Source organism: Pseudomonas sp. PvP028 (assembly GCF_017832255.1).
Classification (GTDB): domain Bacteria; phylum Pseudomonadota; class Gammaproteobacteria; order Pseudomonadales; family Pseudomonadaceae; genus Aquipseudomonas; species Aquipseudomonas syringae.
Window position 1 is genome coordinate 3,027,511 of sequence record NZ_JAFIBL010000001.1, and the last position, 20,256, is coordinate 3,047,766.

General features: G+C 60.5%; 20 protein-coding genes. 10 read left to right on the top strand and 10 right to left on the bottom strand.

Features of this window, described 5'->3' with window-relative positions:
* Nucleotides 1–6: 6 nt before the first annotated feature.
* The 3 genes from JOE34_RS13350 to arsC all read right to left on the bottom strand — a co-directional run bounded on the left by JOE34_RS13350 (nt 7) and on the right by arsC (nt 1,733).
* Complete coding sequence (locus JOE34_RS13350) at nt 7–678, bottom strand: DNA-3-methyladenine glycosylase I (protein WP_003314590.1); 672 nt, start codon at nt 676–678, stop codon at nt 7–9.
* 99 nt (nt 679–777) lie between these two features.
* On the bottom strand, nt 778–1,383 hold the full coding sequence (gene wrbA, locus JOE34_RS13355) for an NAD(P)H:quinone oxidoreductase (protein WP_003418197.1): 606 nt from the start codon (nt 1,381–1,383) through the stop codon (nt 778–780).
* Complete coding sequence (gene arsC / locus JOE34_RS13360) at nt 1,380–1,733, bottom strand: arsenate reductase (glutaredoxin) (protein WP_003314592.1); 354 nt, start codon at nt 1,731–1,733, stop codon at nt 1,380–1,382. The genes wrbA and arsC overlap by 4 nt, the downstream gene beginning before the upstream one ends.
* 129 nt (nt 1,734–1,862) lie before the next feature.
* On the opposite strand from arsC, the gene JOE34_RS13365 reads away from it, so the two are divergent.
* Entirely contained in the window at nt 1,863–2,330 is a 468-nt protein-coding gene (locus tag JOE34_RS13365) for a TlpA disulfide reductase family protein (RefSeq protein ID WP_004416738.1), read from the top strand.
* Between the two features lie 160 nt (nt 2,331–2,490).
* Here JOE34_RS13365 and JOE34_RS13370 read toward each other — a convergent pair whose 3' ends face one another.
* The 3 genes from JOE34_RS13370 to JOE34_RS13380 all read right to left on the bottom strand — a co-directional run bounded on the left by JOE34_RS13370 (nt 2,491) and on the right by JOE34_RS13380 (nt 6,166).
* The gene (locus tag JOE34_RS13370) at nt 2,491–2,898 is read right to left on the bottom strand and encodes an META domain-containing protein (protein WP_046266894.1); all 408 of its coding nucleotides are present in this window, start codon (nt 2,896–2,898) and stop codon (nt 2,491–2,493) included.
* Nucleotides 2,895–3,332 carry a hypothetical protein gene (locus JOE34_RS13375; RefSeq protein WP_003314595.1) on the bottom strand — a complete coding sequence of 146 codons (438 nt, stop codon included), beginning with the start codon at nt 3,330–3,332 and terminating at the stop codon, nt 2,895–2,897. The genes JOE34_RS13370 and JOE34_RS13375 overlap by 4 nt, the downstream gene beginning before the upstream one ends.
* Nucleotides 3,333–3,412: 80 nt before the next feature.
* Nucleotides 3,413–6,166 (bottom strand): response regulator, encoded by a 2,754-nt coding sequence (locus JOE34_RS13380; protein WP_024649972.1) that lies wholly within the window; start codon nt 6,164–6,166, stop codon nt 3,413–3,415.
* 250 nt (nt 6,167–6,416) lie between these two features.
* Here JOE34_RS13380 and cysM point away from each other — a divergent pair, with 250 nt between their 5' ends.
* The 5 genes from cysM (at nt 6,417) to JOE34_RS13405 (ending at nt 12,586) form a co-directional block, all read left to right on the top strand.
* Nucleotides 6,417–7,319, top strand: a complete 903-nt coding sequence (gene cysM, locus JOE34_RS13385) for a cysteine synthase CysM (protein ID WP_024664402.1) — start codon at nt 6,417–6,419, stop codon at nt 7,317–7,319.
* The gene (rlmD, locus tag JOE34_RS13390) at nt 7,319–8,674 is read left to right on the top strand and encodes a 23S rRNA (uracil(1939)-C(5))-methyltransferase RlmD (RefSeq protein WP_003424955.1); all 1,356 of its coding nucleotides are present in this window, start codon (nt 7,319–7,321) and stop codon (nt 8,672–8,674) included. The genes cysM and rlmD overlap by 1 nt, the downstream gene beginning before the upstream one ends.
* 156 nt (nt 8,675–8,830) lie before the next feature.
* Nucleotides 8,831–11,074: a GTP diphosphokinase gene (gene relA, locus JOE34_RS13395; protein WP_032612245.1), complete on the top strand. Its 2,244-nt coding sequence runs from the start codon at nt 8,831–8,833 to the stop codon at nt 11,072–11,074.
* 108 nt (nt 11,075–11,182) lie between these two features.
* Nucleotides 11,183–12,016 carry a nucleoside triphosphate pyrophosphohydrolase gene (mazG, locus tag JOE34_RS13400; protein ID WP_209995938.1) on the top strand — a complete coding sequence of 278 codons (834 nt, stop codon included), beginning with the start codon at nt 11,183–11,185 and terminating at the stop codon, nt 12,014–12,016.
* A gap of 30 nt (nt 12,017–12,046) precedes the next feature.
* Nucleotides 12,047–12,586, top strand: a complete 540-nt coding sequence (locus JOE34_RS13405) for a DUF2058 domain-containing protein (RefSeq protein ID WP_003314606.1) — start codon at nt 12,047–12,049, stop codon at nt 12,584–12,586.
* A gap of 78 nt (nt 12,587–12,664) precedes the next feature.
* Here JOE34_RS13405 and JOE34_RS13410 read toward each other — a convergent pair whose 3' ends face one another.
* From JOE34_RS13410 to purM, 4 genes are all read right to left on the bottom strand, one after another.
* Nucleotides 12,665–12,844: a hypothetical protein gene (locus JOE34_RS13410; protein ID WP_002554613.1), complete on the bottom strand. Its 180-nt coding sequence runs from the start codon at nt 12,842–12,844 to the stop codon at nt 12,665–12,667.
* 508 nt (nt 12,845–13,352) lie between these two features.
* Complete coding sequence (locus JOE34_RS13415) at nt 13,353–14,066, bottom strand: DUF3108 domain-containing protein (protein ID WP_003305121.1); 714 nt, start codon at nt 14,064–14,066, stop codon at nt 13,353–13,355.
* An 8-nt stretch (nt 14,067–14,074) separates the two neighbouring features.
* A complete protein-coding gene (gene purN, locus JOE34_RS13420) occupies nt 14,075–14,725 on the bottom strand; it encodes a phosphoribosylglycinamide formyltransferase (RefSeq protein WP_017279531.1) in 651 nt (216 codons plus the stop codon).
* The gene (purM, locus tag JOE34_RS13425) at nt 14,725–15,783 is read right to left on the bottom strand and encodes a phosphoribosylformylglycinamidine cyclo-ligase (RefSeq protein WP_209995948.1); all 1,059 of its coding nucleotides are present in this window, start codon (nt 15,781–15,783) and stop codon (nt 14,725–14,727) included. Before purM ends, purN begins: the two co-directional genes overlap by 1 nt.
* Nucleotides 15,784–16,124: 341 nt before the next feature.
* Here purM and JOE34_RS13430 point away from each other — a divergent pair, with 341 nt between their 5' ends.
* The 4 genes from JOE34_RS13430 to JOE34_RS13445 all read left to right on the top strand — a co-directional run bounded on the left by JOE34_RS13430 (nt 16,125) and on the right by JOE34_RS13445 (nt 20,193).
* Nucleotides 16,125–17,228: a DUF2066 domain-containing protein gene (locus JOE34_RS13430; protein ID WP_209995956.1), complete on the top strand. Its 1,104-nt coding sequence runs from the start codon at nt 16,125–16,127 to the stop codon at nt 17,226–17,228.
* A 39-nt stretch (nt 17,229–17,267) separates the two neighbouring features.
* Nucleotides 17,268–18,341, top strand: coding sequence for an AI-2E family transporter (locus JOE34_RS13435; protein WP_003404282.1), 1,074 nt, complete (start codon nt 17,268–17,270; stop codon nt 18,339–18,341).
* Between the two features lie 389 nt (nt 18,342–18,730).
* Nucleotides 18,731–19,435 carry a DnaA regulatory inactivator Hda gene (hda, locus tag JOE34_RS13440; protein ID WP_003369632.1) on the top strand — a complete coding sequence of 235 codons (705 nt, stop codon included), beginning with the start codon at nt 18,731–18,733 and terminating at the stop codon, nt 19,433–19,435.
* Nucleotides 19,429–20,193, top strand: a complete 765-nt coding sequence (locus JOE34_RS13445) for an NAD-dependent deacylase (RefSeq protein WP_024692408.1) — start codon at nt 19,429–19,431, stop codon at nt 20,191–20,193. Before hda ends, JOE34_RS13445 begins: the two co-directional genes overlap by 7 nt.
* Nucleotides 20,194–20,256: the final 63 nt, after the last annotated feature.

The following is a 20,256-nucleotide window of genomic DNA, read 5'->3' on the forward strand; positions in this document are numbered from 1 at the left end:
CGGCACTCAGTGGTTGACGGTGAACGCCAGCATGGCTGACAGCTGGCACATCGGCCGACCGCTTTCTGCGTGCCACTGGTTGAAGACGTCCTGCACGATCGCCTGATCGCGTTTGCTGCTCGGCACACGGTCGACGATATCCTGCGCGTTCAGGGCGGCAACCACATCCCAGGTCGGAATGAAGGTGTCCTTGCCGATCATGCGCAGAAAGCGCGGCGCTGACAGGCCGCCCATCTGGTTGCCGTGTTTGGCGATGTACTGCCACAGGCCAGTGATGTTATCGACCGGCCATTCGGCGATGAATTTGCCGAAACTGCCATGCTCCTGCTCGATGTCCAGAATCAGTTGCGCATTGCGCGGCACGCTCTTGAGCTTGCCCAAATGACGAATGATGCGCGCATCCTGCATCAGCCGTTCCAAGTGATCGGCGCCCATCAGCACGACTTTCTCCGGGTCGAAGCGAAAAAACACTTCTTCGAACGCTGGCCACTTGGCGTCTACCAGGCTGTGTTTCAGGCCTGCGCGGAAAACCCGCAGGGCCATGGTCGACAGGTAGCGGTCGGCGCTGATGGCTTGCAGTTGTCTGGGTGTCTTAGGGGAGGGCAGATGAGCTTCCAGAGCTTTGGCGGAGCCGAATCGATTCAGGCAATACTCGTTCAGCCATTTGTAGTCGTGCATCGGTTCTCCAAAGAAATTCAACAGGCAGGACAAGGGTTCAGACCGACCCTTGCCCTGCAAGTTTACGATTTAACTGAAAGCATCCGGCGCTCTGCCGATTCAGCTGCGCGGCGCGTCCAGTTGCACCGCGGTCCTGGCCAGACGCTGGCCCAGGGCGCGGCACAGGTCGGTTTCATGACGGTCCAGCGCGCGCTTGCCGTCGGCACCGGCGTGATGGCTGGGACCGTAGGGCGTGCCACCGCCGGTGGTTTCCAGCAGCGCCGATTCGCTGTAGGGCAGGCCCATGATCAGCATGCCGTGGTGCAGCAGCGGCAGCAGCATCGACATCAGCGTGGTTTCCTGACCACCGTGCAGGCTGGCGGTGGAGGTAAAGACGCCGGCGGGTTTACCGACCAAAGCGCCGGTCAGCCACAGGTTGCTGGTGCCGTCGAGGAAGTATTTCAGCGGCGCGGCCATGTTGCCGAAGCGCGTCGGGCTGCCCAGCGCCAGGCCGGAGCAGTTTTTCAGGTCATCGAGGGTCGCGTACAGCGCGCCGCTTTCCGGAATCTCGGGGGCGGTCGCTTCGCAGTCGGCGGAAACGGCAGGTACGGTGCGCAGCCGCGCTTCCATGCCACCCAGTTCAATGCCGCGGGCAACCTGCCGGGCCATTTCGCTGGTGGAGCCGTTGCGGCTGTAATAGAGGACCAGAATGTAGGGTGTGCTCACGGCAGCAGCTCCAGAATGTTCTCGGGTGGGCGGCCAATGACAGCCTTGTCGCCAGCGACCAGAATCGGTCGTTCGATGAGTTTGGGGTGAGCGGCCATGGCGGCGATCAGTTGCTCGTCGCTCAGGCTCGGGTCGGCCAGATTGAGTTGCTTGTAATCGTCCTCGCCGGTACGCAGCAGTTGCCGGGCGCCGATGCCCAGCTTGCCGAGCAGGTCGCGCACACGGTCGGCGTCGGGTGGGGTTTCCAGGTACAGGACGATGTCCGGCGTCAGGCCGCGGGCCTGAAGCAGTTCCAGCGCGCCGCGGGACTTGCTGCAGCGCGGGTTGTGATACAGCGTCAGATCGGTCATTTGCACGTCGCATCTTGTGTGGGGTGGCGTATTCTAACCAGCGATGGCACTGTCCGACATATCGAATGGTCAATAGTCGTGGCTTGGGTATAAGTAATTGCAGGTTGAACGGGGCGAGGAAACAAGCAAATGGCAAGGCGATTAACAGCAGCGGTAATACTTTTCGGCAGTTTGCTGCTCAGCGGATGTGGCGTGGACCTGGGCAATGATCAGAATGGCCAGAAGGTCGCCAGCGAGCGCATCAAGGGGCACTGGCTAGTGGTCAACTACTGGGCCGAATGGTGTGGCCCTTGCCGCACCGAGGTTCCGGAGTTCAATGCATTGTCCGAGCAGCTCAAGGACCAGAAAGTCACCGTGCTGGGGGTCAACTTCGACAACCTGCAGGGCGACGAACTGAAAAGCGCTGCCAATGCACTGGGCATCAAATTCACCGTGCTCGCCCAGGACCCGGCCGAGCAATACAGCCTGCCGCCCTCCGAGGCACTGCCGGTGACCTACATCATCGACGACAAGGGCAAGATGCGCGAACAACTGCTAGGCGAACAATCAGCCGCGACCGTGATCCAGAAGCTCAAGACACTGCGCGGCGAGGGCTGATCGGATCGATTTTCGACGCTTGGCGTAGCAACGAGGACGCGGAGCGTCCAGAACGGCATGCGACGCGGAGCGTCGCACGATAGTGATCGTTCCCTGCGCTCCAGCGTGGGAATGCAGTTCTAGACGCTCTGTGTCGCAAGTTACGCTGAGATAGTTACAATCAGCTATCTTCCAGCCAGAAACGCAACGGCTTGCCCTGCGTTGGCCACAGACGCAACTGCTCGATGGGCGAGATATCCCAGCGCTGAACACTGCTCATCGCCTTGATAAAACGCTGCTCCTGCTCCATCAGCGCCGGCGCGCACATCTTGCGCGTCTTGCCCAGCGGACCGAAACTGATGCTGTGATCGTTCAGCGTATAGGGCGCAAACCAATGGTTGCAGCCCGCATTGCCATACGCACGGCCATCGGCACCCAGCGTCATGGTCAAACGACTGTTATCAATCAGCGGACGCTCGCCGATCCACTCGGTTACATAGCTGTGATCCTGCTGGATCGGCAGCGGGTCAGCAGTACAACCAACCAGCAGCGCGCCGCCGATCAGGCTCAGGAGCGCAAACTGTTTCATGCCGCTTTCTCCTGGCACTTCTTGCAGAAGTGCTTCTCGCCATCGGTTTTCCAGCCCAGCTCCGCGATGCGCGCGGTAGCGGCCGGTTTCTGCGCCTTGACGCCCAGCTTGCTCTCTACCATGAACTCGAAGTTCAGTTCGGCGGCGCAGCTGTCGCAATTCACTTTCCACTGATGAATTGCCAACTCGTCGAATACCGGGCCTTTGGCCACCGCAATCCACTGGCCGGGCGGGTTGATCAGGTGCCGGACTTTCTCGACGGTGAGGCGCATGTGCAGGCTTTTACTGCCTTTGATGGTCACCAACAACTGGTCGTTGTCGTGAATCGAGCCGCCGTTGCCGGTGACCTGATAGCGACCGGGCGCCAGAGTTCGGCATTCGGTCAGCGTGTGCTGAGGGTTAAGCATGCTGTAGCGAAAATCGTGTTCGACCATGGGTCCTCCAAAATTGCGCGCATCCTAACATGCTCCGCCCACGCTGGAGCGTCAGGCACGAAAGGTGTCCCGCCGCACGCTCAAGCCATGACCCGCGCCTCGGCTTCCAGGCGAATGATGGCCTTGTCCAGATCGTTCAGGGCCTCTTCGGTGTGCGGAGCGTCTTGCTTGAGCAGGGTTTCGGCGCGCTGGCAGGCACTGCGCAGTTGAGGAACGCCGCAATACCGCGTTGCGCCGTGCAGACGGTGGATGCGTTCGATCAACGCGTGCACATCCTGGCTGGCACGCGCCGCACGAATGGCCTCGCGGTCGGCATCCAGGGAAGCCAGCAGCATGGCCAGCATGTCGGCGGCAAGATCCGCCTTGCCTGCCGCCAGGCGCAACCCTTCTTCATGATCCAGCACCAGCGGCCCGACATGCACCTCAAGCGCTTCATTCTGGCGTTCCGGCGCAGGGTTGCGCAGCGCCAGCCCGGTCCACTTGAGCACCACCTGCGCCAGTTGCCGTTCGCTGATCGGCTTGGTCAGGTAGTCGTCCATACCGCTTTGCAGCAGTGAGCGCTTTTCATTGGCCATCGCATGCGCGGTGAGGGCTACGATCGGCAGCGAACTCTGGTTGCGTTCGGCTTCCCAGGCGCGGATCGCCTCGGTGGCCTGCCGGCCGTCCATGCCGGGCATCTGCACGTCCATCAACACCAGATCGAACGCTTCTTGCTGTACCGCATTGACCGCCGCGTAACCGCCCTCGACAGCGACCACTTCAGCGCCCATGTCTTCGAGCAGGGTCTGTACCAGTAGCAGGTTGGCCGGGTTGTCGTCCACGCACAGCACTCGCGGTGCGCGGCTCGACAGTGGCGGGCCGATATCGGTACGCACCGCTCGCGGCGCGATCAGCTCGGACAGGGCTTTTTGCAGTTTGCGGGTGCATGCGGGCTTGGCCTGCAGTTGCGTGTAGACATCGTGGACCGCCAGCTGGAACAGCGCGTGCTCGGTGGTCGGGCACAGCACCATGACCTTGCAGTTGAGGTTTTCCAGGTCCCAGATGTGCTGGCGCAGCCGTTCAGGAGAGATTTCCAGCGCCGTCACGCCCAGTACCGCCAGATCGATGGCTGCTGGCGTTTCGTGCGCTGCGGTCACGCCGTTGAGCAGGTTTTCCAGATTATTGAACACGATGGTCTGCAGGCCGCAGTCTTCCAGCTGATGCTCCAGCGCCTGACGCGCCAGGTCATGATGTTCAAGTACTGCGGCGCGCAGGCCTCCGAGCGGAATATTGAGTGATTCTTCCTTGTCTTCACGGGCCTTGGGCAGTTTCAGGCTGATCCAGAATTCCGAACCTTCGCCCGGCGTGCTGTCGACACCGATTTCGCCGCCCATCTGCTCGATCAGGCGTTTGGAGATCACCAGACCCAGCCCGGTACCGCCCGGTTGACGCGAAAGAGAATTGTCGGCCTGGCTGAAGGCCTGGAACAGTGCTCGGACATCCTGGCTGGACAGGCCGATCCCGGTGTCCTGCACGCTGATGCGCAGCTGCGCGTGCTCTTCGGTTTCGTCCTCGAGCATGGCGCGCGCGACGATCGTGCCTTCGCGGGTGAATTTGATCGCGTTGCTGACCAGATTGGTCAGGATCTGCCGCAGACGCAGCGGGTCACCGGACAGCGCCAGTGGCGTATCGCGGTACACCAGACTGACCAGCTCCAGCTGTTTGGCGTGCGCCGCCGGGGCGAGGATGGTCAAGGTGTCCTGCAACAGATCGCGCAGGTTGAACGGAATATTGTCGAGCACCAGCTTGCCGGCCTCGATCTTCGAGAAGTCGAGAATCTCGTTGATGATGCTCAACAGGTTGTCTGCGGACTTTTCGATGGTGCCCAGATAGTCGAACTGGCGGGGGGTCAGCTCGCTTTTTTGCAGCAAATGGGTGAAGCCCAGAATGCCATTCAGCGGCGTGCGGATTTCATGGCTCATGTTGGCCAGGAATTCGGACTTGATCCGGCTTGCTTCAAGCGCTTCCTTGCGTGCCAGATCGAGTTCGATGTTCTGGATTTCGATGGTCTCCAGATTCTGTCGCACATCCTCGGTTGCCTGATCGATGCTCAGTTGCAGTTCTTCCTGCGCGTTCTGTAGCGTCGCCGCCATGCGGTTGATGCCCGACGCCAGCTCGTCCAGCTCCCGGCTGCCCAGCGGTGGCAGGCGGGTTTCCAGATTGCCGTCCTTGAGTTGCGAAACCGCCTGCTTGATCTGGCTCATCGGCCCGTTGATGGTGCGGCTCATGCGTACCGCGAGGGTCGCGGTAAACGCCAGCCCGGTCAGGATCAGCAGCAGGCTGGCAAACAGGCTTCGGTAACCGCGCAGCAGCGTGCCGTTATGGGAGATTTCAAGCTCGACCCAGCCCAGCAGGGTATCGGCTTCGGCAGGGATGATCGGGCTGGTCAGATGGCGTTGACTGCCGAATACCGGCAGCAGGTAGCGCGTGGCATCGGTGCCGGTGGAACTGAGCAACTGCGAGGCGCTGCCAATCGGCGACGGGCTGATCATGGTCGGCCCGGCGTGGGCCAATACCGTTCGATCGGTGTCGAGAAACGACACGGCGCGCACGTCGGCCTGCTCCAGCGTCTGGGTGGCAATGCGACTGAGCAGCACTTTATCCTTGCGCCCCAGGGCATTGGCGGCAAGCGGCGCCAGATCCTGGGCGATCATTTCGCCGCGTTGCAGCAGTTGGCTTTGCAGTTCGCTCAACTGCATCCAGGTGAAATAACCACCGAGCGTCGCCGCCATCAGGCTGGCAGGCAAAATAGTCAGTAGCAGCACACGGCCTTTTATACCCAGCTTGGTCAGCACGCTCTTCCTCCGGCAACATGTATCAGTCCGTCGATATCAGGCATCGGCTGCCTTGCTGTATCGGCACAAGGGAATGAGTTTAGCCATTTACCATCGGCATGGGCACCTTACTCTCTGTGCAGGGCGGGGCGGCAGTGGAAAAATCAGCGTTTATTCTTTTTGGGAATAAGCAGCGCACTTTGCGTGATATGGGCTTTGGCCTTTTGCCGTTATGATAGGCACCCCCCGCAGTCTGGATTGCGAAGACGCCATGACCCTGCAGTATCAAACCATTGCCGATTGCGTCGGCAACACCCCGCTGGTGCGTCTGCAACGCATGGCGGGTAACACCAGCAATACCCTCCTGTTGAAACTCGAAGGTAACAACCCCGCTGGCTCGGTAAAAGACCGCCCGGCCTTGTCGATGATCACCCGCGCCGAGTTGCGCGGCCAGATCCAGCCGGGTGACACACTGATCGAAGCCACCTCCGGCAATACCGGGATCGCGCTGGCCATGGCCGCGGCGATCAAGGGCTACCGGATGATTCTGATCATGCCGGACAACTCCAGTGCCGAACGCAAGGCCGCGATGACCGCCTATGGTGCCGAGCTGATTTCTGTCAGCAAGGACCAGGGCATGGAAGGTGCTCGCGATCTGGCCGAGCGCATGCAGGCCGAAGGGCGCGGCAAAGTGCTCGATCAATTTGCCAATGGCGACAATCCTGAAGCGCATTACACCTCCACCGGTCCGGAAATCTGGCGGCAGACGGGCGGTACCGTGACCCATTTCGTCAGTTCGATGGGCACCACTGGCACCATCATGGGCACCTCGCGCTACCTCAAGGAGCAGAATCCGGACGTGCAGATCGTCGGCCTGCAACCGATGGAGGGCGCCTCGATCCCCGGTATTCGCCGCTGGCCGTACGAATACCTGCCGAAAATCTATCAGTCGGACCGTGTCGACCGCATCATCGACATGGGCCAGACCGAAGCCGAAGACACCATGCGTCGACTGGCCCGCGAAGAAGGCATCTTCTGTGGCGTGTCGTCCGGTGGTTCGGTCGCCGGGGCGTTGCGTATTTCCCAGGAAGTCGAAAACGCCGTGATTGTGGCGATCATCTGTGACCGAGGCGACCGTTACCTGTCGACCGGCGTCTATGATTCGCCCAACTGATGGCCAAGCATGAAAGAGGTTTGCGCTTTCAGCCTGCGGGCGGCGTTAAAACCGTACAGATTCCTACCGGTAAAAAGCAGCGGCTGACCATCGAGCGGCTGTCCGACGACGGTCGCGGTATCGCCTTTCTCGAGGGCAAAACCTGGTTTGTCGCCGGCAGTCTGGCAGGCGAAGAGGTCGAGGCGCGCGTGCTCAATGCGCGCGGCAAGGTCGTCGAGGCGCGCACCGAGCGGGTCTTCACCGCCAGCGCCATGCGTCGCGCTCCGGCCTGTGAGTATTTCGGTCGCTGTGGTGGCTGCAGTGTTCAGCATGTGCCCCACGAAGAACAGCTTGCCCTGAAACAGCGCATGCTCGCCGAGCAGTTGCTGCGCGTGGCGAATGTTGTGCCGGATGAATGGGCGGCACCTTTGAGCGGTGCCGAGCTGGCCTATCGCCGACGCGCGCGGGTCGCGGTTCGCTGGGATGCCAAGGCCAAAAGGCTGGAGGTGGGGTTTCGCGCAGCCGCCAGCCAGGACATCGTCAGCATCGAACACTGTCCGGTGCTGGTACAGGCCTTGCAACCCATCATGAATGAGCTGCCTGGCATGCTGAAAAGTTTCAGCAAGCCGCAGTCGCTGGGTCATGTCGAGCTGTTCAGTGGTGTGGCGACTGCTGTGTTGTTGCGCCACACCGCGCCGCTTGCCGAGGCCGATCTGGCGCTGTTGCAAGCGTTTTGCTCCAGGCATGGCGCGCAGCTGTGGCTGCATGGTGACGGCGAGCCCCAACCGGCCAGCCCTGGCGATACGCTGGGCTACCGGCTGGAGCCGTGGAACCTGCACTTGGCCTGGCGACCGGGAGATTTCATTCAGGTCAACGCGGCGGTCAACACCGCGATGATCGAGCAGGCTATGCAATGGCTGGCGCCTGCAAAAGACGAACGTGTCATGGACCTGTTCTGTGGTCTGGGCAATTTCGCCTTGCCGCTGGCGGGTCTGGCCAGGGAAGTGGTGGCGGTTGAAGGCGTTGCGACCATGGTCGAGCGTGCAGCCGTCAACGCAATGAGTAATGATCTGCACAATGTGCAGTTTTTTCAGGCGGATCTTTCGCAGCCGCTGACACATGCCGACTGGGCGGCAGAAGGGTTTTCTGCGGTACTCTTGGACCCACCGCGTGATGGGGCCTTTGAAGTGGTCCGTCAAATCAGAAAGACGGGGGCCCGGCGACTGCTCTATGTTTCATGTAATCCGGCAACTTTGGCTCGTGACGCGGTCGAACTGATCCGTCAGGGCTACCGGTTAAAACGTGCCGGAATCCTCGATATGTTTCCGCAGACGGCGCATGTCGAGGCGATGGCTTTATTTGAAATGAGTAAGTGAGCAGCGTTCACTGGAACGAGGTCGTTGCTGACAAGGAATCTCATTTAATCCGACTGGCCCGCGAATGCCGGTCCTTGCTTGCCCGGCAAGTGGCATTCGCTCAGAAGGCTGGCGACTGATGGCGCTATTCATCGCGCCGTAGGGAAGGTAAGCAGCATGGTACAGGTGAGAGCGAACCAGCCGATAAACACAGACGGCAGTATCAATCTCGACGCGTGGCTCGATCATATTGTCAGCGTCGACCTGGTCCTGGACCGGGAAGTCATGAAAAAGGCCTGTGAATTTGCCCGGGAAGCCGAGCAGACCGACAAGGCCCACAAGAATCATTGGGCAGAGGGCACCTCCAGTTTTCAGACCGGTCTGGAAATCGCGGAGATCCTGGCTGACCTCAAGCTGGATCAGGACTCGCTGATCGCTGCGGTCATTTACCGTGGCGTGCGTGAAGGTCTCATTGCGCTGCCTGAAGTCGAGCAGCGCTTTGGCGCAACGGTCGCCAAGCTGATCGACGGCGTGCTGCGCATGGCCGCGATCAGCGCCAGTCTCAGCCCTCGTCAGTCATTGGTGCTCGGCAGTCAGGCGCAGGTCGAAAACCTGCGCAAGATGCTGGTGGCGATGGTCGACGACGTTCGTGTTGCACTGATCAAGCTGGCCGAGCGTACCTGCGCGATTCGTGCGGTAAAGAACGCCGACGACGAAAAACGCAACCGTGTGGCCCGCGAAGTCTTCGACATCTATGCTCCGCTGGCCCACCGCCTGGGCATCGGTCACATCAAGTGGGAGCTGGAGGACCTGTCCTTCCGCTACCTGGAGCCTGATCAATACAAGCAGATCGCCAAGCTGCTGCATGAACGCAGGCTGGACCGCGAGCGCTTCATCAGCGACGTCATGTCCCAGCTCGACAACGAACTGCAGGCCACCGGCGTGACCGCTGACATCAGCGGGCGTGCCAAGCATATCTATTCCATCTGGCGCAAAATGCAGCGCAAGGGCCTGGCCTTCAGCCAGATCTATGACGTGCGTGCGCTGCGTGTGCTGGTCCCGGAAATGCGCGATTGCTACACCGCGCTGGGTATCGTGCATACCTTGTGGCGGCATATTCCCAAAGAGTTCGACGACTACATCGCCAACCCCAAGGAAAACGGCTATCGCTCGCTGCATACCGCCGTGATCGGGCCGGAAGGCAAGGTGCTGGAAGTGCAGATCCGCACCCACGCCATGCATGAAGAGGCCGAGCTGGGCGTGTGTGCGCACTGGCGCTATAAAGGCACCGACGTCAAATCCGGCTCCAATCATTATGAAGAGAAGATTTCCTGGCTGCGTCAGGTGCTCGAATGGCATGAAGAGCTGGGCGACATCGGCGGTCTGGCCGATCAGCTGCGGGTCGATATCGAGCCTGACCGCGTCTACGTCTTCACCCCGGACGGCCACGCCATCGACCTGCCCAAGGGCGCGACACCACTGGACTTCGCCTATCGGGTGCACACCGAAATCGGCCACAACTGCCGGGGTGCGAAGATCAATGGTCGAATCGTACCGCTCAACTACAGCCTGCAGACCGGCGAGCAGGTCGAAATCATCACCAGCAAGCACGGTACGCCGAGCCGCGACTGGCTGAACTCGAACCTGGGGTACATCACCACCTCACGGGCGCGGGCCAAGATTGTTCACTGGTTCAAATTGCAGGCCCGCGACCAGAACGTCGCTGCCGGCAGAACCCTGATCGAACGCGAACTGGCGCGCCTGGCGTTGCCACAGGTCGATTTCGACAAGCTCGCGGACAAGGCCAATCACAAGACGGCCGATGACATGTTCGCGGCCTTGGGCGCAGGCGATCTGCGTCTGGCGCAACTGGTCAATCTGGCTCAGCAGCAGGTCGAGCCTGATCGCGTCAATGAACAACTGGAGCTGATCCCGCGCAAGGCCACCGGCTACAAGCCCGGCAAGCGTGGCGATATTCAGATTCAGGGCGTCGGCAACCTGATGACGCAGATGGCCGGCTGCTGCCAGCCGCTGCCGGGCGATGCCATCGTCGGTTATATCACCCAGGGTCGTGGCGTCAGCATTCACCGTCAGGATTGCGCTTCGGTGCTGCAACTGGGCGGTCGCGAGCCCGAGCGGATCATTCAGGTCAGCTGGGGACCGGTGCCGGTGCTCACCTATCCGGTGGACATCATCATCCGCGCCTACGACCGTTCCGGCTTGCTCCGGGATGTCACCCAGGTGCTGCTCAACGAGCGGATCAACGTGCTGGCGGTCAACACCCGTTCGAACAAGGAAGACAACACAGCGCTTATGTCCCTGACCATCGAGATTCCGGGTCTGGACGCGTTGGGGCGGTTGCTGGGGCGTATTTCCCAGTTGCCGAACATCATTGAAACGCGCAGGAACAGGACGCCCTAGGGGCAGCTATAAGCTGCAAGTTCCAAGCTGCAAGCTAAAGCGGATTGCGGTGGCTTGCAGCTTGCAGCTTGCAGCTTGAAGCTAAACCGCTGCGACCGAAGGAAACCCATGTATACAGTTCAAGACCTGCTCAACCTCATGGCCCGGCTGCGTGATCCGCAGTTCGGCTGCCCGTGGGACCTGAAGCAGACCTACGCCAGCATCGTGCCGCACACGCTGGAAGAAGCCTATGAAGTGGCCGATGCCATTGAACAGGGCGACCTCGACCATCTGAAAGGCGAGTTGGGAGACCTGCTGTTTCAGGTGGTCTTCTATGCGCAGTTGGCCAAAGAGGAAGGCCGGTTTGAATTCGACGATGTGATCGACGGTATTACCCGCAAGTTGCTGCGTCGCCATCCGCACGTGTTTCCGACCGGCGAGCTGTACGCGTCGGCAGAAACGCCGCGCCTGACCGACGAGCAGGTCAACCTTCGCTGGGACGAAATCAAGGCCGAGGAGCGTGCCGAAAAGGCTGGCGTTCCCGAGCAGTTGTCGCTGCTCGACGACGTGCCTCGGGCCTTGCCGGCGTTGAGTCGTGCGGCCAAACTGCAGAAGCGTGCGGCGCAGGTGGGTTTCGACTGGCCTGCGGCTTTGCCGGTGGTCGACAAGGTGCGTGAAGAACTCGATGAAATTCTTGAGGCCATGGTCGACAATGACGCCGAGGGCATTGCCGAGGAAGTCGGCGACCTGCTGTTCAGCGTCGTCAACCTGGCCCGACATCTTAAGGTCGACCCGGAAACTGCGCTACGCTCGGCCAATAGCAAGTTCGACAGACGCTTCCGATTCATTGAACAGGCTTTGCGCCACCTGCAGCGTCCTATCGAAGCGTGCTCGCTCGAAGAAATGGACGCGTTGTGGGGCGAAGCCAAACGTCAGGAAAAGAGCACACCCGGCTGCGGCTGAGTGTGCGGTAACGGTATAAGTGAGTAGACAATGAGCCTTTCCCTTCGCGATCAGTTGCTCAAGGCAGGTCTGGTCAACCAAAAGCAGGCCAAGCAGGTCGGCAAAGAAAAGCAGAAAGAGCAGCGTCTGGTGCATAAGGGTCAGGCGCAGGCCGATGACTCGCAAAAGCGTGCGGCCCAGGAGGCCATGGCCGAGAAGGCCAAGCGTGATCAGGAGCTGAACCGTCAGCAGCAGGAGAAGGTCGAGCAGAAGGCCCGTACTGCTCAGGTCAAGCAACTGATCGAAGTGTCGCGCCTGCCCAAGCTGATCACCGAGGATTACTACAACTTCGTTGACGACAAGAAGGTCAAGCGTATCCCGGTCAACGCCATGGTGCGCAACAAGCTCAGCAGCGGTTCACTGGCCATCGTTCACCACGGTGGCGGTTACGAGATCATTCCGCGTGAGGCTGCGCTGAAGATCCAGGAGCGTGACCCGCGTCGTATCGTGCTGCTCAACACCCCGACCGAAGCGCCGGATGCAGACGACCCGTACGCGGCGTATCAGGTGCCTGACGATCTGATGTGGTAAGCCCACGGCGCTGTCATTGAGTTGTCAAAACAAAACCCGCATTCAGCGGGTTTTGTCTTTTTCTGTTCTTGGAATTGTTCAGTGGTTGCCCTGGCTTTCCAGCGCTTCCAGCTCTTCCTTATAGCGAAGGGCATCGGACTCAACGTGGAACATGCCGACAAGTTGGTCCTGTTGGTGTACATCCCAGATCTGGATGCCGTCGGCAACGGCTTCGTGAGAGAGGTGGGCGTCGTCGCGTTCAGTAACTCTGACAGTCATAGTAGTAAGCTCCTGACTTTGATGGCCTCGATGGTTAGGCCTCTGGATACTGCGGCGATGTGTCGCAGGACTCTTTTATAGGATTTGTTAGCTGCCTAAGTAAATAGCCTGTTCAGGTTCCCCGGTGGTCAGAAATTGATCGATCTTCTGCAGCCCTTGCTTGACGAGGCTTACAGCGCAGTGGTGGCAAAATGAAGGATGTTTCATGTGCTTCGGGTGCGCTGTCGGCTCGTCCGAACGCGCCTGGATACGCCGTTCCAGACGCTCCGCGTCCTCTTGGCGGCGCGGAGCGTCGAGACCTGCATTCCCACGCTGGAGCGTGCGGAACGATAACCTCAACTATCGTGCCCGATGCTCTGCGCTTCTGCCCGAAGGGCGTGGGAGTGAGCTTGCTCACGAAGGGGCCGGTGCCGGCGCGACTATCGTGCGGCGCTCTGCGTCGCATGCCTTCAGCCAATAAAAAGCCCCGCTAAAAAGCGGGGCTCTGTGGTGCGGGCGGTCAAGGCTATCAGCTGCCTTTGACGGCTTTGCCGTTGACGGTGCCGTCCAGCAAGACGATGTTGTATTCCTTGCCGTCGGTTTCGACCTGTTGCAGGCGGACCAGCAGGTAATCCCAGTCCTTGGCGAACCACAGCACGGTGGTGCGCTTGCTCTGCGTCGGGTCACGCACGCGCTCGACCTTGATCGCATCGACCTGGCCTGTCTTGGTGGTGACTTTTTCCGAACCCAGCACGCGGAAGTCGTAAGTGTCCACTTCATCACCGTCGACAACCTGATAGCTCATGCTCTTCTTGCCCTCAGCGATGTCATGTTGCAACGCCAGCTGATAGGTGGACTTGTCGAGGATGCCACGGTTGAGCGGCAGCTTGATCGCATCGCCACGGTCGGTGCCGGTGACGAACTTGGTGTTCCAGTCGAACGCCAGATCGACCTTCTTGGATTTGCCCAGACCACTGCGCTCGAAGCTGTAGGTCTGCGGCAGCAGGGTGTCCTTGTCGACCTTCAGTGTGCTGACTTCAGTCAGGCTGGCGATCATCATCGAGGCCTTGAAGCTCAAGGTCCAGGTGCCGTTGGCGCCGGCTTCCAGGCTGCGTTCAGCCGTACCGCTCATGGGCAGCTGTTTCCAGTCGGCGGTGTAGCTGGCGGAGAAGGGTTGAAGGTCTGCGGCCTGTACGGCAGGCAATGCGAGCAGAGCGAAAGCGAAGAGCAGAGCGCGACGCATAGTATCTCCTAATGTCGAATCAGATGGCCGCTGGCCGGGAGTAACTGGCTATCGAGTAACGCACCTTGTTCACCAAGGCTCAGTCGGCCTTCGGCAAACCAGCGAATGGCCAGTGGGTAAATACGGTGCTCTTGAACATGGACCCGTTGCGCGAGCGTTGCGGGCGTGTCGTGCAACTGTACCGAAATAACTGCCTGTACGACCAGTGGGCCGCCATCGAGTTCCTCGGTAACAAAATGCACGCTGCAGCCATGCTCGGTGTCGCCGGCTTCCAGCGCACGCTTGTGCGTGTGCAAGCCTTTGTAACGCGGCAGCAGGGAAGGGTGAATATTCAGTAGACGGCCGTGATAGTGGCGAACGAACCCTGCGCTGAGAATGCGCATGAACCCGGCCAGTACGACCAACTGTGGCTGGAAGGCGTCGATCCGTTCGATCAGCGCTGCATCGAAGGCCTCGCGACCTTCGTACGCGGTGTGATCCAGTACGCAGGTTTCGATGCCTGCGTCTCGGGCGCGTTGCAGGCCGAACGCATCTGCGCGGTTGGATATCACCGCGCGGATGCGGACGGGGCTAGCCCCGTCCTTGAAGCTGTCGATCATCGCTTGCAGGTTGCCGCCGGTGCCGGACAGCAGCACCACGACGTCGCAGATGGCTGGCATCAATGCGCCTTGAGGTTTTTCAGCTCGACCTGTGCTGCGCCTTCGGCAGCGGTGTCGATCTGGCCGATCACCCAAGGCTGCTCGCCCGCTTCACGCAGCACCTTGAGTGCCGCTTCAACGTGCTCCTGAGCGACGCAGATCACCATGCCCACGCCGCAGTTCAGCACGCGGTGCATCTCGTTTTCCGCAACGTTGCCTTGCTGCTGCAGCCAGTCGAACACGGCCGGACGCTGCCAGCTGGCGACGTCGACAACGGCCTGAGCGCCTTCAGGCAGTACGCGTGGAATATTGTCGAGCAGGCCGCCACCGGTGATGTGGGCCATGGCCTTGACTGCGCCGGTTTCCTTGATCAGCTTGAGCAACGGCTTCACGTAGATGCGGGTCGGCGCCATCAGCAGTTCGGTCAGCGGTTTGCCGTCCAGCTGGATGTTCTCGATGTCCGCGCCTGCCACTTCGATGATCTTGCGGATCAGCGAGTAACCGTTGGAGTGCGGGCCGGACGATGGCAGGGCGAGCAGGGCGTCACCGGCAGCGACTTTCGAGCCGTCGATGATCTCGGCCTTTTCCACCACGCCGACGCAGAAGCCTGCGAGGTCGTAGTCTTCGCCTTCGTACATCCCCGGCATTTCAGCGGTTTCGCCACCCACCAGCGAGCAACCGGCCAGTTCGCAGCCGGCGCCGATGCCGGTGACGACCTGAGCGGCGGTGTCGACGTTCAGTTTGCCGGTGGCGTAGTAATCGAGGAAGAATAACGGCTCTGCACCGCAGACCACCAGGTCATTGACGCACATGGCGACCAGGTCGATGCCGATGGTGTCGTGCTTGTTCAGGTTCAGCGCCAGACGCAGCTTGGTGCCCACGCCGTCGGTGCCGGAAACCAGAACCGGTTGCTTGTAGCCGGCCGGGATTTCGCAGAGGGCGCCGAAGCCTCCCAGGCCGCCCATGACTTCCGGACGCTTGGTGCGCTTGGCGACGCTCTTGATGCGTTCGACCAATGCTTCACCGGCGTCGATGTCTACACCGGCGTCTTTATAGCTCAGGGAGGGTTGCTTGCTCATAGAAAATCCAGGCCTTTAGGGGGGATTCGGAGGTATCGACCGCTGCGTTAGGGCCCGTTCAGCACCGCGCTGTCATGCGGTGGTAATGTTGGGGCCATGGCGATTGCCGGTCTGCGAAGGCGCGCGATTTTATCAGGCTTGCTCATCAGGGGCCATCCTTGCGCCGACAACAGGGCGGTGTTGCACCAAATAAACCTCAACCAGGTGGCCTGTCAGTGCGAGCCTGGACGTTTAGGGTGTACTTTATGCGCGAACTGAATGATGGGTGGCTCACGTCTGTCCCAGACCTGTACACCTGCTGAAACAGCTTCTTTTTACTTTTTTCCGTTCGGGAACTGTCCATGCGTTTTTCCAGAATTCTTCTAATCGGCTGTCTGTCCCTGATCAGCCTTCCCAGCCTTGCCGAAACGGTCAGCAACCTTTATCAGGTTCGCGAGCCGGTCAATGGCCAGTCGCCCGATGAACGCACGCGGGCCACGCAGGCCGCCGTCGAAACCCTGGTGCTGCGCCTGACCGGGGACGCCAAGGCCGTGCAGGGTTCGGCCATCGCCGCGCTGCGCAAAGACCCGCAGCAGATCATTAGCCAGTTCGGCTACGAGGCCGGACCGCCGGAAACCCTGCTGGTCGACTTCGATCCGGCAACCACCGACCGTGCGCTGCACGATGCGGGTCTGTCGATCTGGGGCAGTAATCGCCCATCGATTCTCGGCTGGTGGCTGAATGACTCGGTGGAAGGCTCGAATCTGGTCGGCGACGGTCAGGCCGCCGCCGAACCCTTGCGCCAGGCCGCTCAGCACCGCGGACTGCCACTGCGCCTGCCGCTGGCTGATTTGAGCGAGCAGGGTATCGGTAACGCGAAAACCCTGGAGGGCACTGACCCTGCGCCGCTCAAGGAAGCCTCCGAGCGCTATGGCGCTGACGCGATACTGGCCGTGCACGCCAGGGAAGATGGCGGTCAGTGGCAGGGCAAATGGCGCTTGTGGCTGGGTGATCAGCGCGAACAGGGCACCGCAACCGGTGCCACCTCCGAGGCGTTGGCCGATGCGGTGCTGCTCTCGGTAAGCGAGCGTCTGGCGCCGCGCTTCGTTGCCAAGCCAGGTGCGTCGACCGGCATGCTGATCCAGGTTCAGGGCATGACGCTGGAGCGCTATGCGCAACTGCTTCAGTTACTCGAACCGTTCGGCGTGCGTCTGAGTTCTGTCGAAGGCGATAAAGTGGTGTTTGAGGTCAGTGGCAGCACCGATCAGCTACGCTCGCAGTTGTCGCTGGCCAAATTGCAGGAAGTGCCTGCAGCCGAGGCAACCGCTACCGCAACGCCGCCTGCCGCGCCTGTCGATGCAACTGCGCCGGTGGCGCCAGCGAATGGAGCTGCTCCTGTTGCGGCACCTGCGCCCGCACCGATGATTGTTCCGGCGTCCGCGCCACAGCTTTATTTCCGCTGGTAACCCGGCAAGAACGCTTTTCTATTGGCTTGAGGGATATTGATGACTGATATGCGGCGTTGGTTCTGGATCGGCGGCCTGGCCTTGCTGGTCGCATTCGTGGTGCTGTTGCACCCAATCCTCACTCCCTTTCTGGTGGCATTGCTACTGGCCTATATGGGCGATCCGCTGGTGGATCGACTGGAGCGCGCCGGACTGTCCAGAACCCTGAGCGTGGTGGTCGTTTTCGGGCTGTTCACGCTGGTGCTGATGGCGTTGCTGCTGATTCTGGTACCGATGCTGGCCAAGCAGTTGTTCCGCCTCTACGAACTGGCGCCGCAGATCCTCGACTGGCTGCAACACGCGGCGTTGCCGTGGGTTCAGGCCAAGTTCGGGCTGGCAGACGGGTTCTGGAAGTTCGACAAGATCAAGGCAGCCATCTCCGAGCATATGGGCCAGGCCGGGGACATCGTCTCTATCGTGCTGTCCCAGGCTACTGCGTCCAGCCTTGCGCTGATCGGCTGGCTGACCAACCTGGTGCTGATTCCCGTGGTGTGTTTCTACCTGCTGCGCGACTGGGACATCATGACCGGCAAGATTCGTGGCCTGCTGCCGCGTCAGCGTGAAGCGCAAATCGTCAAGCTGGCGGGCGAGTGCCATGAAGTATTGGGCGCGTTCATACGCGGTCAGTTGCTGGTGATGGTCGGCCTTGGCGTGATCTACGCGGCCGGTCTGATGCTGGTCGGGCTGGAACTGGGCCTGCTGATCGGCGTCATTGCCGGTCTGGCGGCCATCGTGCCTTACATGGGTTTCGTGATCGGTATCGGTTCGGCGCTGGTGGCCGGGCTGTTCCAGTTTGGCGGTGACCTGTACCCGATGATGGGGATTGTGGCGGTGTTCATGATCGGTCAGGCCCTGGAGGGGATGGTGCTGACGCCATTGCTGGTCGGTGATCGCATCGGCCTGCACCCGGTCGCGGTCATCTTCGCGATTCTCGCAGGTGGCGAGCTGTTCGGCTTTACCGGCATTCTGCTGGCCCTGCCGGTGGCTGCGGTGATCATGGTGCTGGTGCGCCACATGCATGATCTGTACAAGGACTCGGAAATCTACGCAGGCGCGGAAGATCCGGAGCTGTAAGGTCGACGCAAGCCTCTTCGCCGACCGGTGAAGAGGCTCATGCCTTGAGGGCATGACCCCCTTCAAACGCCCCGTACTGGGCTCTGTACGAAAAGTGGCTGCGCTCGGTGATGCTTCGTTAAAAACAGGCTCGGATGCGAGTCCAATCGGAATGCTCATTTACAACACGTCGAGTCGAACGCGACCCCGGCCGTTCCTCGCCTGTTTTTGCCTTGCCTGACCTTCGCTCGCCGACTTTTCGTACAGAGCCTGGGCGGCGCTTTACTCACCCTGACGCAAACCTTTGATTTTGCTTGAGGTCTGTCGCATTGTGCGACCAGCGTCACGGGTATAAACTTTGCGCTCTTTACACAGAGGCCCTTGACGGTTTGCATGAGCCGTTAGTCAGCATGAAACCGATTCAGCTGCCCCTGAGTGTGCGTCTGCGTGATGACGCCACTTTCGTCAATTACTATCCAGGCGCCAACGCCGCTGCACTCGGCTATGTCGAGCGGCTGTGCGAAGCCGACGCTGGCTGGACCGAAAGCCTCATCTATCTGTGGGGCAAGGACGGGGTAGGGCGCACGCACCTGCTGCAGGCTGCCTGTCTGCGTTTCGAACAGCTTGGCGAGCCTGCGGTGTATCTGCCGCTGGCCGAAGTGATAGATGAAGGCATCGAGCTGTTCGATCATCTGGAGCAATATGAGCTGGTGTGTCTGGACGACCTGCAGGCGATCGTCGGTAAGCCGGACTGGGAAGAAGCGCTGTTTCATCTGTTCAATCGTCTGCGTGACAGTGGGCGTCGCCTGCTGATTGCCGCGTCCAAGTCGCCCCGCGAACTGCCGGTAAAGCTTCCCGACCTGAAATCGCGCCTGACCATGGCATTGGTGTTCCAGATGCGCGGGCTGTCCGACGAAGACAAACTGCGCGCCTTGCAACTGCGTGCTTCACGCCGAGGCCTGCACCTGACCGACGATGTCGGGCATTTCATCCTGACGCGTGGTACACGCAGCATGAGCGCGTTGTTCGAATTGCTCGAGCGCCTCGATCAGGCGTCACTCCAGGAAAAGCGCAAGCTGACCATTCCCTTCCTTAAAGAGACCCTCGGGTGGTAGATCAGGCGCTGTTGATGCAGACGGCGGCTGCCTTGCGCCATGCACAACGGATTCTGGTGATCACCGGGGCGGGTCTGTCTGCCGATTCGGGGCTGCCGACCTATCGCGGCGTGGGCGGGCTCTACAATGGCAAGACCGACGATGGCCTGCCTATCGAAATGGCCCTGTCCGGGCCCATGCTGCGTCGTGACCCTGAACTGTGCTGGAAATACATCGCCGAACTGGGCAAGGCGTGCCTGGGTGGCGAGCCGAATGTCGCGCATTACGCCATCGCCCAGTTGCAGCGCATCAAACCCGAGTGCTGGGTACTGACCCAGAACGTCGACGGTTACCATCGCGCGGCGGGCAGTCCGCCGGAGCGCCTGATCGAAATTCACGGGCAACTCTCGCCACTGTTTTGCCAATCCTGCGGTGCTGAGGATTCTCAATTGAGCGAGCACTTGCAGCGCCCTTTGCCCCCCTTATGCCCGGCATGTAGTGGCATTTTGCGACCGTCCGTCGTTCTTTTTCAGGAAATGCTCCCCGAAAAAGCGCTGGAAACACTGCATGAAGAGCTGGCTAAAGGCTATGACGCGGTCCTGAGTATCGGCACCACCGCAAGCTTCCCCTACATTCACGAACCTGTCATTCGCACCAGGGTTTCCGGGGGTTTTACCGCAGAAATCAATCCGCAGCCGACGGATCACAGCGCGCAGATGGACGTCTTTTTACCGTACCGCGCGGCACATGTCATGGCCGAACTCATAAGTCACATCTAGTTCGATTGAATTTGCAAATCACCTTCATAAAAGGCATAGTCTCGCCATCTTAACTAGTCAGCC

Excerpts from the sequence above, each read along its gene's own strand:
- JOE34_RS13350 (WP_003314590.1), bottom strand. The coding sequence starts at position 678 with ATGCACGACTACAAATGGCTGAACGAGTATTGCCTGAATCGATTCGGC.
- arsC (WP_003314592.1), bottom strand. The coding sequence starts at position 1,733 with ATGACCGATCTGACGCTGTATCACAACCCGCGCTGCAGCAAGTCCCGC.
- JOE34_RS13365 (WP_004416738.1), top strand. The coding sequence starts at position 1,863 with ATGGCAAGGCGATTAACAGCAGCGGTAATACTTTTCGGCAGTTTGCTG.
- JOE34_RS13370 (WP_046266894.1), bottom strand. The coding sequence starts at position 2,898 with ATGAAACAGTTTGCGCTCCTGAGCCTGATCGGCGGCGCGCTGCTGGTT.
- JOE34_RS13375 (WP_003314595.1), bottom strand. The coding sequence starts at position 3,332 with ATGGTCGAACACGATTTTCGCTACAGCATGCTTAACCCTCAGCACACG.
- cysM (WP_024664402.1), top strand. The coding sequence starts at position 6,417 with ATGACCCTGCAGTATCAAACCATTGCCGATTGCGTCGGCAACACCCCG.
- rlmD (WP_003424955.1), top strand. The coding sequence starts at position 7,319 with ATGGCCAAGCATGAAAGAGGTTTGCGCTTTCAGCCTGCGGGCGGCGTT.
- relA (WP_032612245.1), top strand. The coding sequence starts at position 8,831 with ATGGTACAGGTGAGAGCGAACCAGCCGATAAACACAGACGGCAGTATC.
- mazG (WP_209995938.1), top strand. The coding sequence starts at position 11,183 with ATGTATACAGTTCAAGACCTGCTCAACCTCATGGCCCGGCTGCGTGAT.
- JOE34_RS13405 (WP_003314606.1), top strand. The coding sequence starts at position 12,047 with ATGAGCCTTTCCCTTCGCGATCAGTTGCTCAAGGCAGGTCTGGTCAAC.
- JOE34_RS13410 (WP_002554613.1), bottom strand. The coding sequence starts at position 12,844 with ATGACTGTCAGAGTTACTGAACGCGACGACGCCCACCTCTCTCACGAA.
- JOE34_RS13415 (WP_003305121.1), bottom strand. The coding sequence starts at position 14,066 with ATGCGTCGCGCTCTGCTCTTCGCTTTCGCTCTGCTCGCATTGCCTGCC.
- purN (WP_017279531.1), bottom strand. The coding sequence starts at position 14,725 with ATGCCAGCCATCTGCGACGTCGTGGTGCTGCTGTCCGGCACCGGCGGC.
- purM (WP_209995948.1), bottom strand. The coding sequence starts at position 15,783 with ATGAGCAAGCAACCCTCCCTGAGCTATAAAGACGCCGGTGTAGACATC.
- JOE34_RS13430 (WP_209995956.1), top strand. The coding sequence starts at position 16,125 with ATGCGTTTTTCCAGAATTCTTCTAATCGGCTGTCTGTCCCTGATCAGC.
- JOE34_RS13435 (WP_003404282.1), top strand. The coding sequence starts at position 17,268 with ATGACTGATATGCGGCGTTGGTTCTGGATCGGCGGCCTGGCCTTGCTG.
- hda (WP_003369632.1), top strand. The coding sequence starts at position 18,731 with ATGAAACCGATTCAGCTGCCCCTGAGTGTGCGTCTGCGTGATGACGCC.